The 13,956-nt window shown below is 70.3% G+C and carries 15 protein-coding genes, 1 tRNA gene and 1 pseudogene; 8 read left to right on the forward strand and 9 right to left on the reverse strand.

From position 1 onward, the window contains the following. Positions 1–45 precede the first annotated feature (45 nt). Positions 46–570, reverse strand: coding sequence for an FHA domain-containing protein FhaB/FipA (locus tag ACTWQE_RS00355; protein ID WP_443326707.1), 525 nt, complete (start codon positions 568–570; stop codon positions 46–48). Positions 571–580: 10 nt separating this feature from the next. Beyond that, complete coding sequence (locus ACTWQE_RS00360) at positions 581–1,408, reverse strand: FhaA domain-containing protein (RefSeq protein ID WP_443326708.1); 828 nt, start codon at positions 1,406–1,408, stop codon at positions 581–583. 362 nt (positions 1,409–1,770) lie between these two features. On the opposite strand from ACTWQE_RS00360, the gene ACTWQE_RS00365 reads away from it, so the two are divergent. After that, positions 1,771–1,857, forward strand: a tRNA-Leu gene (locus ACTWQE_RS00365). A 729-nt stretch (positions 1,858–2,586) separates the two neighbouring features. Here ACTWQE_RS00365 and ACTWQE_RS00370 read toward each other — a convergent pair. After that, positions 2,587–3,237 (reverse strand): FMN-dependent NADH-azoreductase, encoded by a 651-nt coding sequence (locus ACTWQE_RS00370; RefSeq protein WP_443326709.1) that lies wholly within the window; start codon positions 3,235–3,237, stop codon positions 2,587–2,589. Between the two features lie 108 nt (positions 3,238–3,345). On the opposite strand from ACTWQE_RS00370, the gene ACTWQE_RS00375 reads away from it, so the two are divergent. The 4 genes from ACTWQE_RS00375 to ACTWQE_RS00390 all read left to right on the forward strand — a co-directional run bounded on the left by ACTWQE_RS00375 (position 3,346) and on the right by ACTWQE_RS00390 (position 6,854). Further along, a complete protein-coding gene (locus ACTWQE_RS00375; RefSeq protein ID WP_443326710.1) occupies positions 3,346–3,726 on the forward strand; it encodes a winged helix-turn-helix transcriptional regulator in 381 nt (126 codons plus the stop codon). A gap of 344 nt (positions 3,727–4,070) precedes the next feature. Then, the gene (locus ACTWQE_RS00380) at positions 4,071–5,495 is read left to right on the forward strand and encodes a DUF2252 domain-containing protein (protein ID WP_443326711.1); all 1,425 of its coding nucleotides are present in this window, start codon (positions 4,071–4,073) and stop codon (positions 5,493–5,495) included. Between the two features lie 124 nt (positions 5,496–5,619). Continuing rightward, the gene (locus ACTWQE_RS00385) at positions 5,620–6,453 is read left to right on the forward strand and encodes a J domain-containing protein (protein WP_443326712.1); all 834 of its coding nucleotides are present in this window, start codon (positions 5,620–5,622) and stop codon (positions 6,451–6,453) included. Positions 6,454–6,509: 56 nt separating this feature from the next. Further along, positions 6,510–6,854: a rhodanese-like domain-containing protein gene (locus tag ACTWQE_RS00390; protein WP_443326713.1), complete on the forward strand. Its 345-nt coding sequence runs from the start codon at positions 6,510–6,512 to the stop codon at positions 6,852–6,854. Positions 6,855–7,220: 366 nt separating this feature from the next. On the opposite strand, the pseudogene ACTWQE_RS00395 reads toward ACTWQE_RS00390, so the two are convergent. The 6 genes and pseudogenes from ACTWQE_RS00395 to paaA form a co-directional block, all read right to left on the reverse strand. Beyond that, positions 7,221–7,454: pseudogene (locus ACTWQE_RS00395) on the reverse strand (acyl-CoA dehydrogenase family protein); the annotation flags it as partial. A gap of 176 nt (positions 7,455–7,630) precedes the next feature. Further along, a complete protein-coding gene (locus ACTWQE_RS00400) occupies positions 7,631–8,710 on the reverse strand; it encodes a 2Fe-2S iron-sulfur cluster-binding protein (protein WP_443326714.1) in 1,080 nt (359 codons plus the stop codon). Further along, positions 8,711–9,223, reverse strand: coding sequence for a 1,2-phenylacetyl-CoA epoxidase subunit PaaD (paaD, locus tag ACTWQE_RS00405; protein ID WP_443326715.1), 513 nt, complete (start codon positions 9,221–9,223; stop codon positions 8,711–8,713). Then, a complete protein-coding gene (gene paaC / locus ACTWQE_RS00410; RefSeq protein ID WP_443326716.1) occupies positions 9,217–9,918 on the reverse strand; it encodes a 1,2-phenylacetyl-CoA epoxidase subunit PaaC in 702 nt (233 codons plus the stop codon). Before paaC ends, paaD begins: the two co-directional genes overlap by 7 nt. After that, positions 9,915–10,202 carry a 1,2-phenylacetyl-CoA epoxidase subunit PaaB gene (paaB, locus tag ACTWQE_RS00415; RefSeq protein ID WP_443326717.1) on the reverse strand — a complete coding sequence of 96 codons (288 nt, stop codon included), beginning with the start codon at positions 10,200–10,202 and terminating at the stop codon, positions 9,915–9,917. Before paaB ends, paaC begins: the two co-directional genes overlap by 4 nt. Further along, the gene (gene paaA, locus ACTWQE_RS00420) at positions 10,199–11,155 is read right to left on the reverse strand and encodes a 1,2-phenylacetyl-CoA epoxidase subunit PaaA (protein WP_443326718.1); all 957 of its coding nucleotides are present in this window, start codon (positions 11,153–11,155) and stop codon (positions 10,199–10,201) included. The genes paaB and paaA overlap by 4 nt, the downstream gene beginning before the upstream one ends. A 185-nt stretch (positions 11,156–11,340) precedes the next feature. On the opposite strand from paaA, the gene ACTWQE_RS00425 reads away from it, so the two are divergent. From ACTWQE_RS00425 to ACTWQE_RS00435, 3 genes are read left to right on the forward strand one after another with little or no spacing between them, the layout of a single operon-like run. Continuing rightward, the gene (locus ACTWQE_RS00425; RefSeq protein WP_443326719.1) at positions 11,341–12,015 is read left to right on the forward strand and encodes a DUF5819 family protein; all 675 of its coding nucleotides are present in this window, start codon (positions 11,341–11,343) and stop codon (positions 12,013–12,015) included. Between the two features lie 5 nt (positions 12,016–12,020). Continuing rightward, a complete protein-coding gene (locus tag ACTWQE_RS00430; RefSeq protein WP_443326833.1) occupies positions 12,021–13,226 on the forward strand; it encodes an HTTM domain-containing protein in 1,206 nt (401 codons plus the stop codon). Beyond that, positions 13,223–13,888: a TrmH family RNA methyltransferase gene (locus tag ACTWQE_RS00435; protein WP_443326720.1), complete on the forward strand. Its 666-nt coding sequence runs from the start codon at positions 13,223–13,225 to the stop codon at positions 13,886–13,888. Before ACTWQE_RS00430 ends, ACTWQE_RS00435 begins: the two co-directional genes overlap by 4 nt. The last annotated feature ends 68 nt before the right edge of the window (positions 13,889–13,956 follow it).

Below are 13,956 nucleotides of genomic sequence, written 5' to 3' on the forward strand. Positions count from 1 at the left end.
GACAACGAGGCCACGGCTCGCTCGCTCCGCTCGCTCATTGTCGTACTACTTCCGCAGCTCGATGACGGTCTTGCCGATGCGGATCGGCGCGCCCAGCGGAATCGGTGTCGGGGTGGTGAGTCGGGTCCGGTCGAGATACGTGCCGTTGGTGGACCCGAGATCCTCGACGATCCACTGGCCGTCACGGTCCGGGTAGATCCTGGCATGCCTGCTGGACGCGTAGTCGTCGTCCAGCACGATCGTCGAGTCGTGGGCCCGGCCGAGGGTGATGGTCTGGCCCTGGAGCGAGACCGTCGTGCCGGTGAGGGTGCCCTCGGAGACCACCAGCTTGGTGGGTGCGCCGCGCCGCTGACGGCTCGCGCCGCGGCCGTTGGACTGCGTGCGCTGCTGCGGCGGCTGTTGCTGTCGGCCGGCGGGCGGCCGGTTCTGCTCGGCCCCCCGGCGACCTGCGCGCTGGGTCACGCGGGTGCCGAACAGGTCGCTACGAATGACCTGTACGGCCACGATGACGAACAGCCACAGTACGGCGAGAAAGCCCAACCGCATGACCGTCAGGGTCAGCTCTGACATTGCCCCCGCTTCACCCTTCGGCTTGCCGGTAAACGATGGTGGTACTGCCCACGACGATCCGCGAGCCGTCGCGGAGCGTAGCGCGGGTGGTGTGCTGCCCGTCTACCACGATGCCGTTGGTAGAGCCCAGATCCTGGATCGTCGAGGGCGTGCCGGTCCGGATCTCGCAATGCCGGCGGGAGACACCGGGGTCGTCGATCCGCACATCGGCCTCGGTGCTGCGGCCCAGCACCAGGGTCGGCCGGGAAATCTGGTGGCGTGTGCCATTGATCTCGATCCAGCGGCGGGTCTGGGCGCCGGGCATCGGGCCCGCACCGGGCAGCCGGGTCACCGGCGCCGGGCCGCCGGAGGGGCGGGCGCCGGGCGGCGAGGCGGGCATGGGCGGCGGGCTCGCGGGCTGCGCGGGGTACCCGCCGGGGTGCGGTGCGGCAGCCGGGCGCCGGCCCGCGGGGCTCTGGGACTCGCTGGAGGCCAGGGTCCGGCTGCGGACGCGGTACAGGCCGGTGTCGAGGTCGTCCGCCTTCTCCAGATTGACCTTGATCGGGCCCATGAAGGTGTAGCGCTGCTGCTTGGCGTAGTCCCGCACCATGCTGGAGAGCTCGTCGCCGAGCTGGCCGGAGTACGGGCTGAGCCGGTCGTAGTCCGGCGTGCTGAGCTCGACGATGAAGTCGTTCGGGACGACCGTGCGGTCGCGGTTCCAGATGGTGGCGTTGTTGTCGCACTCCCGCTGGAGTGCTCCCGCGATCTCCACCGGCTGGACCTCGGACTTGAACACCTTGGCGAAGGTGCCGTTCACGAGACCCTCGAGACGCTGCTCGAAGCGCTTCAGTACTCCCACGGGGCACCTCCTTTCCTGATGCTCTTCCCTGAAGTCGTCCTGGTACTGCTTACTGATCGTATCCACGACCGGCAAACACAGGTGGTTCCACTTCGCGCCCCGGCCGTCGAGTGTCGCCCCTCACAGGGGCCGCTCACAGGACCGTCGCGGGTGCGCTCGGGAGACCGCCCACACCGGATCGTAGAGGCGACCACTACGACAGTGTCCCGCAACCGGCGAGGTGCCCGGCCCCGTGGGCGAGGAATACGCGTGTGAACCCACCCCGGCCAGCGTGCTAATCTTCTGGATGTCGGAAGGCGCTCCCACACGACACGGACCGATCGGTCCGGACGGCGGAGGGGGAGTCTCACGGCAACACCCATGCGCGGGTGGCGGAATAGGCAGACGCGCTGGATTCAGGTTCCAGTGCCCGAAAGGGCGTGGGGGTTCAACTCCCCCCTCGCGCACCATACGAAGTGGGCCGCTCCAGAGTGACGAAAGTCGCTCGGAGAGGCCCACTTCGCGTTGTCACGCCGCCGTCGCAGGGTGTGAGGGAGAAGTCCGGGCGCCGGGCCCTTCGGAAGAACGGCGCCGGTGAGACGGGTGCAACCCGATGGGGCCCGGCCGGCGGCTTCGCCCGGCTCGGCTCCGGTCGTCGGCGGCAGTGGTCTTCCGGCCGTCGGCACCGGTGGCCCGGAACGGGCGGCGCCGGACCCGTGGCTCTGAACCGTTGGCGCGGGGCCTGTTTGCTCGGGCCTGTCGGGGACGGTTCTGTCGGACGGATCCGTCGTGGCCGCGGCGTAGGTCGGTCGACGTCCTGCCGGGGCCGTGCCGCCGGGCGGGAGCCGGGTGCGTCGTGGCGGCCGAGTGGCGCGGGTCTCGCCGCGTCGAACCTGGCGCTCCAGGAGACGGCCCCCGGTGCAGCCTGAGCGGCTCAGGAGGCCTTGGCGCCTGACGGAGGGTCAAGTGCTGGCGTGAGAGCCTGCCCGTTCGGGCTTCCGGTGGGGCCGAAGGTGCTTCAGTGCCCGGATCGGGCTGTTCGTCGGTTCTCGGCCGCCTTCCATGCGAAGCGGGCCTCTCCGAAGCGAGATGTGTCACTTCGGAGAGGCCTCGCTTGTGTTCCTTGCTGCCTCCTTCGTTGGAGTGCGAGGAGGCGTGGCGCAAGCCCGTACGGGCCGGGGGCCTCCCGGGCGCGCCGGTCAGGCGGCGAGGCGTGAGGCGAGCGCTTTCGCCTTCTTCGTGGCGTCCTCATGGGCCTTGGCGCGGGAGGCGTCGGCCAGCTCGACCAGGTCCGCCATCGCCGGGTTCGACCGGGCGAACGTCAGCTCGGGGACGATGAAGTCGACCTCGAGGCCGAGCAGGTCTCCCAGCACCTTCTGCAGGTAGGTCTGCACGAACTCGAATCCCTCACGCGGAGTGCCAGGGCCGTACGAACCTCCGCGGCTGGCGACCACGGTGACCGGGGTGCCGGCGGCGGAGGGCGCGTCACCGGCGGTGCGGCCCATCAGGATCACATGGTCCAGCCACGCCTTGAGGGTGGAGGGAATCGTGAAGTTGTACATCGGCGCACCGATGAGTACGGCGTCGGCCTGCTCCAGTTCTGTGGCGAGAGTGGTGCGTACGGCGAAAGCCGCCTGCTGCTCCGGGGAGTGGTCGGAGGGATCGGCGAAGCCTGCCGTGATGGAGGTGGCATCGAGGTGCGGCAGCGGGTCCGCGGCGAGGTCGCGATAGACGACCGTCCCTCCTGGGTGCTGCTCCTCCCAGGCCTTGCGGAAGGTGTCGGTGACGTCACGGGATGCCGAGCCGCCCTGGAGCAGGGCGGAGGAGTCGAGGTGAAGGAGCGTGGGCATGGAGTGCCTCCGGCAATCAGTAAGCAGGTCCAGATTCGTACGTAGCTATTATTAGCACAGCCACTTACTTTTTTATAGCAGCGAAGGTGAGCCAGTACTCTGGGAGGCATGGCTGACCACGGCGAGCAGGAGTGCAAGAAGGTCGACTCCGGCATGACGCGCGTTTTCGAGCTCTTCGGGAAGCGCTGGACCGGCCTGATCGTGTCCGTGCTGATGCAGCGGGCGGTGCACTTCGCCGAGCTGCGCCGGGCCATCCCGGGGATCAGCGAGCGCATGCTGTCCGACCGGCTGACGGAGCTGGGGGCGGCGGGGCTGCTCGTACGGGAGGTGGACGCCGGGCCTCCGTTGCGGGTCGCCTACCGGCTGACCGAGGCCGGGAAGGCGCTGGACCCGGCGCTGAAGGAACTGGGGCGGTGGGCGGAGCTGTATCTGCCGGACGCGGGCGGCTGTCCGGATCGGTTCCGTGGCGGCGGACCGCTGAGCGGTTGACCGGTCGGCCGGTTGAGGGCTGAGCGGTCGGCCCGGGGTGGCCCCGTGACCGGTTGGCGTCCACTGGTCGGGATCCACTGTGGGATCCACTTGTTGGGGGCCCCGGCGCGGGCACGGAGCAGAGTCCGCGTACGGCAGGTGGTCCGGTTCGGCGTGGCTGATGATGCTCGACCGGCGTCCGGGCCCGCTGATTCTTGATCACCTGCCCGCTCATGCTCGCTCCGGCTCTGGGGGAATCGAGCTGCACGGAGTTGTCCACAGGCTGTTGTCCACAGGCCCTGCAACGGTCGGCGGCTGAGGGTACGGTCATGCCAGTCGTGTTGGGGACGGGGAGGCGGCCAGTGATGAACCAGCAGCTGACGGGGGAGGCGGGTGGCCGGATTCCGGACCTTTCGGGATTCGCGCGGTGGCCGGAGGGGGCGCCCACACCGAAGCAGAGGGGAAAGGCCCTGCGGGACCGGGTGCCGCGCGCCGCGCACTCCGAGCTGGTCCTGGGAGCCGGGCGGCCCGACGCCGTGACGGCCGTGGAGGAGTCCAATGCCGGGCGGCTGCCGGAGCTGACCCCGATACGTGTCGGCCGGATGGCCGAGAGCCCGTTCGCCTTTCTCCGCGGATCGGCCGGGCTGATGGCGTACGACCTCGCGGGGACGCCCGCCACGGGGATCGGCGCTCAGATCTGCGGTGACGCGCACGCCGGGAACTACGGGCTCTACGGCGATCATCTGGGCAATCTCGTCATGGACATCAATGACTTCGACGAGACCGTGCACGGCCCGTGGGAGTGGGACCTCAAGCGGCTCGCGGCCTCTCTGGTGCTGGCCGGCCGGGTGGCGGGCGCGGACGAGGACACCTGCCGGGAGGCGGCGCAGGACGCCGCGGGGGCGTACCGGCGCACGATCCGGCTGCTGGCGAAGCTGCCGGTGCTGGACGCATGGAACGCGATCGCCGACGAGGAACTCGTCTCGCACACCGACGCACGCGATCTGATCGGCACCTTGCAGCGGGTCTCGGAGAAGGCGCGGCGCAACACCAGCGCCCGGTTCGCCGCCAAGTCGACCGAGGTGCTCGCGGACGGCCGACGTCGCTTCACGGACTCACCACCGGTGCTGCGGCGGGTACCGGACGCCGAGGCGTCGGCGGTGGCGTCGGCGCTGGCCGGGTATCTGCAGACCCTGCCGGAAGACCGGCTGCCGCTGATCGGGCGGTACGCGGTCCACGATGTGGCGTTCCGGGTGGTCGGCACAGGCAGTGTGGGCTTGCGGTCGTATGTGGTGCTGCTGCTCGACCACCGGGGCGAGCCCCTGGTGCTGCAGGTGAAGGAGGCACGGCCGTCCGCCCTGCTGCCGCATGTGACGAAGGCCGGGTTCGAGGTGGAGGATGCCGTGCGTTCCGGGCACGAGGGGCGCCGGGTGGTGCTCGGGCAGAAGCGGATACAGGTCGTGAGCGACATTCTGCTGGGGTGGACGACGGTGGAGGGGCGCCCGTATCAGGTGCGGCAGTTCCGGAACCGGAAGGGCAGCGTGGACCCGGCCGCGCTCGCCGCCGACCAGCTCGACGACTACGGGCGGATGACCGGTGCTCTCCTGGCGCGGGCGCATACGCACACGGCGGACCCGCGGCTGATCGCCGGCTACTGCGGAAAGGGAGAGGCGTTGGACGAGGCGGTCGCCGCCTTCGCGGTGGCGTACGCGGACCGTACGGAAGCCGACCACGCCGAACTGGTGGCGGCGGTCCGGAGCGGGCGGATAGCCGCTGAGACGGGGGTCTGAGGGGCCGGCCCGGTCGGTGTCGGCGCCCGCGCAACCGGAAGGAACGTCAGGGGGGCGGTTCAAGGGCCGCGGGGTATGGGCCCTCCCGGGCCCGCAGCTCCGGGGCGGCCCGTAGGCTGGCCGGGTGACGAACCCGGAAGCCGAGACGAACCCGGAAGCGGAGCGGACGGAGCCCCAGGGCGGTCCGCGGCCGGAAGCACGCCTGGAGCAGGCGGTGGACGCCGCGGAGCAGGCGCTCATCGAATTCGAGATCGCGGTGGAGACCTTCCGGGTCGAGGTGGAGAACTTCTCCCGTCTGCATCACCAGCGGCTCGGCCCGATGTACACCCGGCTCGACGAACTCGACGCGATGATCGCGGAGGCGATCGCCGCCCGGACCGGCGATCCCGAGGACATACGCAGAGCACAGGAGGCCCGGGGGCTGGTGCTGCCGATGCCGGCCGTGGAGGAGCTGTTCCACGGCTGGATCGATTCGGAGGGTCTGTCGCCGGAGGCGAACGCGATGCTCACCGACCGCCCGGTTCAGCCGCCCCGACGGGTGAGGCCCAGCGAGGAAGCCCGCAAGGCCTACCGCGAGCTCGTCCGCAAGGCGCACCCCGACCTGGCGCGGGACGAGCCGGAGCGGGAGCGGCGTGACGCGTTCATCGCGCGGGTCAACAAGGCGTATGCGGCCGGAGACCTGGAGGTTCTGCGGGAGCTGGCCGACGAGTGGGCTGCTGGGCCGCGGGAAGAGGCACAGCGGCCCAGCAGGAGCGAGGAGCTGTACGCGCGGCTGGAGTGGCTGGCCGAGCGTAAGGAGATGCTGGCCGCCGTCGCCGCGGAGCTGGAGTCGAGCGCCATCGGGGCGATGCTCAAAATGGCTCCCGACGACCCGGACGCGCTGCTGGAGGAAATCGCCGAGCAGCTTCTGGCGCAGGTCTCCGAGCGAGAGGCCCGGCTGACCGACCTGGTTGGGTAACGTGCAGGGGCGGGCCCATCCGCCCGGCCCGTACGAGACCCGGAGAGGCTGACCTCATGCACTTCGCCCAGCTGCCCGCGGTGGACGCCGCCGCGGTACCGTCCGACGGCTTTCTGCTGGATGTCCGCGAGGACGACGAGTGGACGGCCGGTCATGCCGAAGGCGCTCTGCATCTGCCGATGGGCCAGGTCGTGGCACGCTTCGAAGAGCTGACGGAGGCGGTCGCCGATGGACGCCGGGTGCATGTGGTGTGCCGGGTCGGTGGCCGGTCGGCGCAGGTCGCGCAGTATCTGATCGCCCAGGGGATCGACGCGGTGAATGTGGACGGCGGCATGGTCGGCTGGGAGGCGGCGGGACGTCCGCTGGTCGGCGAGAGCGCCGACGCGCCGTTCGTGCTCTAGCGCTGTGACCGGGAGGTTCACCGGCTCCCGACGTCCGGCACTCTGCCAGCCCAGGGCCGGGGAGTGTCCCCACCGCCGGTAGCCGGCGAGAGTACCCCCACGCTGTGCTGTCGGAGTCGCCCGAGATCCACCGGCCTTCGGCATGGGGACGGCTTCGTCGACGGTCACCCGGCGGGCGGCGACCCCCGTACTCGGACGATCTCCTTCAGCCTTCGGCCGGTGAGGGTTGTCCGACGGAGCTGAGGGAGTGCCGCCACTCGGACGCCGCGAGCTTCCGGCAAAGCCTCCCGGTCCCAGCACGGGCGCCGCCCTCGGTCATAGGAGCGACATCGAGACCGGGACGCCTGACCGCCGTCCGGCCTGATCTCACCTCAGTGGACGGGCGGCGAGAAGATCGCCGAGTGCTTCTTCGTGTGCGGCTGCGTGGCCGTGGGAGAGCTCCGATTGCTTGGCCCATGCGGGGTAGCGGTGCAGTGGGTAGTCGGCGTCGGCGCTGAAGCCGCCGTGCAGATGCTGCGCCGTCTGTACGACCCGGCGTATTCCGTCCGATGCCCAGATGTCCACGGCGACGTCCCCGGTGAGAGGCAGGGCCCCAGCGGCCCGGTCCACCGCCGCCTCGACGGCCGCTGGCTGTTCTTCGGTGACGGTGAGGTCCACTGCCCGTCCCTCCGCGCGCGCACCCGCAAATCTGATGGTTCGTCGATTCGGAACGAGTCCCTTGATTGGGAAGGGTGGCGACACGGCGGTGCGGTGCTTCAGGGGGCGGGCCGTCGGGGTCAGCGGTCGAAGTCCAATTCCACCTGCTCGGTGACGGGGTGGGACTGGCAGGCCAGGACATAGCCCGCGTCCACCTCGTCCGCCTCCAGGGCGAAGTTCCGGTCCATCCGCACCTCTCCGGAGACCAGAAAGGCCCGGCAGGTCCCGCACACACCACCTTTGCAGGCGTACGGGGCGTCGGCACGGTTGCGCAGTACGGCCTCCAGCAGCGACTCGCCGTCTCGCACCGGCCAGGTGCCGGACCGCCCGTCCAAGGTCGCGGTCACGGCGCCGCGAGCCTGGGTCGTAACCGGAGCGGAAGCGGCGGAGACACCGCTGTCCACATGGAAGATCTCCTCGTGGACCCGGCCCCGGGGTACGCCGAGGGCGCGTAGCGCCCGCTCCGCCCCCTGGACCAGCCCATAAGGCCCGCACAGGAACCAGCCGTCCACCGATTCCACCGGCAGCAGGGCGGGCAGCAGCCGGGTGAGCCGTGCCTCGTCGAGCCGTCCGGACGGCAGCCCGGCCTGCTGGTCCTCGCGGGACAGCGTCTGCACCAGATGGAGACGGTCGGGATAGCGGTCCTTGAGGTCGGCGACCTCCTCCAGGAACATCGTGGAGGCTGCGGTGCGGTCGCTCCGGATCAGACAGAAACGTGCCTCGGGCTCCTGGGACAGCAGCGTCGAGATGATGGACAGCACGGGCGTGATGCCGCTGCCGCCGACCACGGCGGCGAAGTGCCCCGGCGTGGGCTCCAGCACGAACCGTCCGGCCGGTGCCATCGCCTCCACGGTGTGGCCGACCTCCAGCTCCTTGAGGGCGAAGGTCGAGAATTCGCCGCCCTCGACCAGCCGCACTCCCATGCGCAGGGTCGCCGGCCCGTCCGGATGCCCGGCGGGGCCGCAGAGGGAGTAGGTGCGGCGGATCTCCGAGCCGTCCACGCTCCGCCGACGCAGCGCGAGGTGCTGTCCCGGGGTGAAGCGGTAGGTCTCGCGCAGTTCAGGAGGCACAGCCAGGGTGACGGCGACCGAGTCGTCGGTCAGCCGGTCGACGGCGGCCACCCGCAGCGGATGGAAGGCACCATGGCGGGCCCCGGCCATCTACAACTCCTTGAAGTGGTCGAACGGTTCACGGCAGGACTCGCAGCGGCGCAGCGCCTTGCACGCGGTGGAGGAGAAACGGCTCAGCAGCGTGGTGTCGGTGGATCCGCAGTGCGGGCAGCGCACGGAGAGCTCCACCATGACCGGGCCGGTCGGGCCGCCGGGGCGCGGTGGTGCTATGCCGAACTCCTCCAGTTTGCGGCGGCCTTCGTCGCTGATCGCATCGGTGGTCCACGGCGGGGAGAGGACCGTACGGACGGTGACCTCCGGTATGCCGTGCTGGTGGAGAACCCGCTCGATGTCGGCGGTCATGGACTCGATCGCCGGGCAGCCGGTGTAGGTCGGGGTCAGTTCGACCTGCACCCGGCCCGGTCCCAGGACCTGGAGTCCGCGCAGCACGCCCAGCTCGTCCAGGGTGAGGACCGGGAGCTCCGGGTCCGGCACGGAACCCGCGAGGCTGCGCAGCTCGTCCTCGAGAGCGGTCGGGGCGGTCGGCGTTGTCCCGGTCACCATGTCGCACCCGGGTGGCTGCGGTGCAGATGCTGCATCTCCGCGAGCATCCGCCCGAACGGCTCCGTGTGCAGACCTTGGCGGCCCGCGCCCGCCGTCCATGCCCCGATCTGCGGCCCGGTCGGCACCGTCAGGGTGGCGCGCTCCAGTACGGAGGCAACGGACTCCAGCCAGTTCTCGCGCAGGGCGTCCGCGTCCACGGCCAGTCCCTCGACGGGCTGGAACAGCTCGCCGGTGAACCGCCACAGCGCGTCCAGACCGCACTGCATCCGGCTATGGCTCTCGGCCGTGCCGTCACCCAGCCGCAGAGTCCATTGCTCGGCGTGGTCCCGGTGGTAGGCGACCTCCTTGACAGCCTTGCCCGCGAGAGGGGCGAATGGCCCGTCCCCCTGCACCAGCTGCCCGTACAGCAGGTGTTGGTAGGTGGAGAAGTAGAGCTGCCGGGCCATGGTCTGTGCGAAGTCGCCGCCCGGCTGCTCGACGAGCTGCACATTGCGGAAGGCGCGTTCCTCGCGGAGGTAGGCGAGTTCGTCCTCATCGCCCACCATGGACAGCAGTACACGGGCCTGGCCGAGCAGGTCGAGCGCGATATTGGCGAGTGCGACGTCCTCTTCGAGCACGGGAGCCTTGCCGGCCCACTCCCCCAGCCGGTGGGAGAGCACCAGCGCGTCATCGCCCAGAGCCAGCGCCGCGGTCACAGGTGCCGCACCCCTTCCGGGATGTCGTAGAACGTCGGATGGCGGTAGGGCTTGTCGGCGGCCGGTTCGAAGAAGGGGTCCTTCTCGTCCGGGGAGGAGGCGGTGATCGCCGCGGAGGGCACCACCCAGATCGAGACCCCCTCGGCCCGCCGTGTGTAGAGGTCGCGAGCATTGCGCAGCGCCATCACGGCATCCGGTGCGTGCAGGCTTCCGGCGTGGGTGTGCGACAGGCCGCGCCTGCTGCGCACGAACACCTCCCACAGCGGCCAGTCCGTAGCGCTCATGCACGTGCCTCCCCGTGTTTGGCGGCGTAGGCCGCGGCTGCCTCGCGCACCCAGGCGCCTTCCTCATGGGCCCGCCGGCGCTGGGAGATCCGCTGCTCGTTGCAGGGGCCGTTGCCCCGCAGCACCTGGCGGAACTCCTCCCAGTCGATCGCCCCGAAGTCGTAGTGGCCACGCTTCTCGTTCCACCGCAGCTCCGGGTCGGGGAGCGTGAGCCCGAGAGACTCGGCCTGGGGAACGCAGATGTCCACGAAGCGCTGGCGCAGTTCGTCGTTGGAGTGCCGCTTGATCTTCCACGCCATGGACTGGGCGGAATGCGCGGACTCGTCGTCGGGCGGACCGAACATCATCAGCGACGGCCACCACCAGCGGTCCACGGCGTCCTGCGCCATCGCGTGCTGGGCGTCGGTGCCGCGGCTGAGGGTGAGCAGCAGCTCATAGCCCTGCCGCTGGTGGAACGACTCCTCCTTGCAGATCCGCACCATCGCCCGGGCGTACGGGCCATAGGAGCAGCGGCACAGCGGCACCTGGTTGGTGATCGCGGCACCGTCCACCAGCCAGCCGATGGCGCCTACATCGGCCCACGTCAGCGTCGGGTAGTTGAAGATCGAGGAGTACTTCTGGCGACCGGAGTGGAGCTTGTCGAGCAGCTCGTCGCGCGCGGTGCCCAGGGTCTCCGCGGCGCTGTAGAGATACAGCCCGTGCCCCGCTTCGTCCTGCACCTTGGCCATCAGGATCGCCTTGCGCCGCAGGGAGGGCGCACGGGTGATCCAGTTGGCCTCCGGCTGCATGCCGATGATCTCGGAGTGGGCGTGCTGGGCAATCTGCCGCACCAGCGTCGCGCGGTAGTCGTCGGGCATCCAGTCGCGCGGCTCGATCCTCTCGTCCGCCGCCACCGCGGCGTCGAACGCCGTCGCATACGCTTCCCCGCTCCCGGCCGCAACCACCGTTGTCACCAGGCGCCCCTCTCTTCCGATGAACACGGTCGCGCAGACCCGACAGCCTACCGACCGATCGTTCGGTTCAATGGTGCGGTGGCGGGTCGTAAGGTGTCAAGGCTATGGATAACCCCGAGGCGCTGTCCTGGGAGGGGCGCTCTGAGTACCGTTCCCCGCAGATCCGGGGACCCGGGAGGGGTTGAATGGAGCGTCAGCAGAACGGGACGGCGGTGCCCGGCGGTGTCGCCGCGCTCTCGCTGCCCTCACGAATAGTGGTCGCGGTGGCGGTCGCGGTCGTCGCGGTCGCCGCCGCGGTGCATCTGTCGATGGTCTTTCTTCATGTCGCCCCGTCCAACACGATCACCAAACAGCACGGGGCGACGGTCGACGACTACATCTATCCGGAGTTCGAGCAGAACTGGAAACTGTTCGCTCCCAACCCCCTCCAGCAGAACATCGCCGTGCAGGCCCGCGCCGAGATCCGCACCCCGGAGGGCGGGATCGGGACCACGGACTGGACCGACCTCTCCGCCCAGGACGGAGCGGGCATCCGTCACAACCTCCTCCCCAGCCACACCCAGCAGAACGAGCTGCGGCGGGCCTGGGACTTCCTCATCGGCTCGCACGATGCCGAGAACCGGGCCAACGGCCTGCGCGGACAGCTCTCCGAGCAGTACCTCCGACGGATCGCGCTGCTCCGCTTCGGGCGAGAGGAAGACGGTGGCCGGGTCGAGCGGGTGCAGGTGCGCTCCACCACGACTCCCGTCGCCCCGCCACCGTGGAGCGACGAGAAGGTCGACACCACGCCCGTCCAGCGTGTGCTGCCATGGTGGACGGTCAGCGGTGCGGACCTTCCGCAGGGGGCTGAGCGCCGGTGATCCCGATCTCCCTCTCGCGCCGGGCCGAGCGACGGCTCGCCCACGGCCTCGCCCGTGTCACCGGCAGCGCGCTCGGCCCGTACCAGACCGCTGTGATCCGGATCGGGTTCTCCTTCACCTGGCTGGTCTTCCTGCTCCGCGAGTGGCCGCACCGCCACGAGCTGTACGGTCCCGACGGTCCCTGGAGCTGGGGGATGGCCCGTCAGCTGATCGAGGGCAACGGCGCCTTCACCGCGCTCATGTGGTCCGACGGCCGGTTGTGGTTCGAATGTGTCTACCTCTTCGCGATCGCCGCCGGCGCCCTGCTGCTGCTCGGCTGGCGCACCCGCACCATGTCGGTGCTCTTCATGGTCGGGGTGCTCTCGCTGCAGAACCGCAGCATCTTCATGGGGGACGGCGGCGACAACGTCATCCATCTGATGTCGATCTACCTCGTCCTCACGCGCTGCGGCCAGGTGTGGTCGCTGGACGCGCGGCGCCGTGCGCGGCCGGCCGCCGCGGACCGGGACGTCGTCGGCATCGTTCTCTGGTCCGTCCTCGGCGCCGCGCTCCTGGCTGTCACGCTGCTGGACCGGCTGGGCCTGGGGTGGGAGCTGGTCTTCTGGGGCCTGTGGAGCGCCCACGGCATCCGTTGGGTGGTGGGCCGCCGCGCCCGTAGGAAGAAGGAGGGAGCCGCCCGGGAGGCGGCCACGGTCCTGGAGGTCGTCACCAACGTCGTGCACAACGGCGCCCTGCTGGTGATCATGGCCGAGGTGTGCCTGATCTACTCGACCGCCGGCTGGTACAAGGTGCAGGGCTCGCGCTGGCAGGACGGCACCGCGCTGTACTACCCGATGCACCTGGACTACTTCTCGCCCTGGCCGGCGCTCTCCGACGCGCTCGCCGGCAGCGGTGTGCTGGTGATGCTGATCACCTATGGAACGGTGATCGTCCAGGTGGCCTTTCCCTTCACGCTCTTCAACCGCCGGGTCAAGAACGTCCTGCTCGTGCTGATGATGGCCGAGCACCTCGGGATCGCGCTCACTCTCGGACTGCCCTTCTTCTCCCTCGCCATGATCGCGGCGGATGCGGTATTCCTGCCGACCGGCTTTCTGCGGTGGGCCGGCAGCCGGGTCGCGTGGCTCCGGCACCGCACCGGCAAGACGGACCGCGGCCTCCGGGAGCCCGGGGAAAGCAGCGGTGTGCGGCCGGACCGTACTCTCGTCGGGTGAGCAGCGAGAGCATCGAGACCGTGCAGTACGACGACGGCTACGCGCCGGCCGAGGTCGGCGTGGGCCCGCACCCCCTCCCGTGGCCGGAGGGCGACCACTACGACCCCGAGCTGCTCGCCCATGGCGACCGGCGCAATGTCGTCGACCGCTACCGGTACTGGGCCCGTGAGGCGATCGTCGCCGACCTCGACACCCGCCGCCATGACTTCCATGTGGCGGTGGAGAACTGGGGCCATGACTTCAACATCGGCTCGGTCGTACGCACGGCCAACGCCTTTCTGGCGCAGGAGATCCATATCGTCGGGCGGCGGCGCTGGAACCGGCGTGGTGCCATGGTCACGGACCGTTACCAGCATGTCCGTCACCACCCGGACACCTCCGACCTGACGGCCTGGGCGGCCGCCGAGGAGCTGCCGATCATCGGCATCGACAATCTCCCCGGGGCGGTCCCGCTCGAGACCACCGCCCTGCCGCGCCGCTGCGTGCTGCTGTTCGGACAGGAGGGCCCCGGTCTGACCGAGGAGGCCCGGCGGAGGGCGGCCATGGTCTGCTCGATCGCGCAGTTCGGCTCCACCCGCTCGATCAACGCGGGCGCAGCGGCTGCCATCGCCATGCACGCCTGGATCAGCCGCCACGCCCGCGTCGAGCCCCCGGGCCGGTAGCGCACCGTTCGTGGGACCCGCCGCCCCGCAGAGGCCCATGGGAAGGCTGGGGCCCTCCACGGCGCCGC

The sequence above is a fragment of the Streptomyces sp. 8N706 genome, assembly GCF_052245415.1.
In the GTDB taxonomy this organism is placed as follows: domain Bacteria; phylum Actinomycetota; class Actinomycetes; order Streptomycetales; family Streptomycetaceae; genus Streptomyces.

Bases quoted from the DNA above. Each gene is read 5' to 3' on its own strand.
- ACTWQE_RS00355 (WP_443326707.1), bottom strand. From the start codon at position 570: ATGTCAGAGCTGACCCTGACGGTCATGCGGTTGGGCTTTCTCGCCGTA.
- ACTWQE_RS00370 (WP_443326709.1), bottom strand. From the start codon at position 3,237: ATGCCCACGCTCCTTCACCTCGACTCCTCCGCCCTGCTCCAGGGCGGC.
- ACTWQE_RS00375 (WP_443326710.1), top strand. From the start codon at position 3,346: ATGGCTGACCACGGCGAGCAGGAGTGCAAGAAGGTCGACTCCGGCATG.
- ACTWQE_RS00380 (WP_443326711.1), top strand. From the start codon at position 4,071: ATGAACCAGCAGCTGACGGGGGAGGCGGGTGGCCGGATTCCGGACCTT.
- ACTWQE_RS00390 (WP_443326713.1), top strand. From the start codon at position 6,510: ATGCACTTCGCCCAGCTGCCCGCGGTGGACGCCGCCGCGGTACCGTCC.
- ACTWQE_RS00400 (WP_443326714.1), bottom strand. From the start codon at position 8,710: ATGGCCGGGGCCCGCCATGGTGCCTTCCATCCGCTGCGGGTGGCCGCC.
- paaD (WP_443326715.1), bottom strand. From the start codon at position 9,223: ATGGTGACCGGGACAACGCCGACCGCCCCGACCGCTCTCGAGGACGAG.
- paaB (WP_443326717.1), bottom strand. From the start codon at position 10,202: ATGAGCGCTACGGACTGGCCGCTGTGGGAGGTGTTCGTGCGCAGCAGG.
- ACTWQE_RS00425 (WP_443326719.1), top strand. From the start codon at position 11,341: ATGGAGCGTCAGCAGAACGGGACGGCGGTGCCCGGCGGTGTCGCCGCG.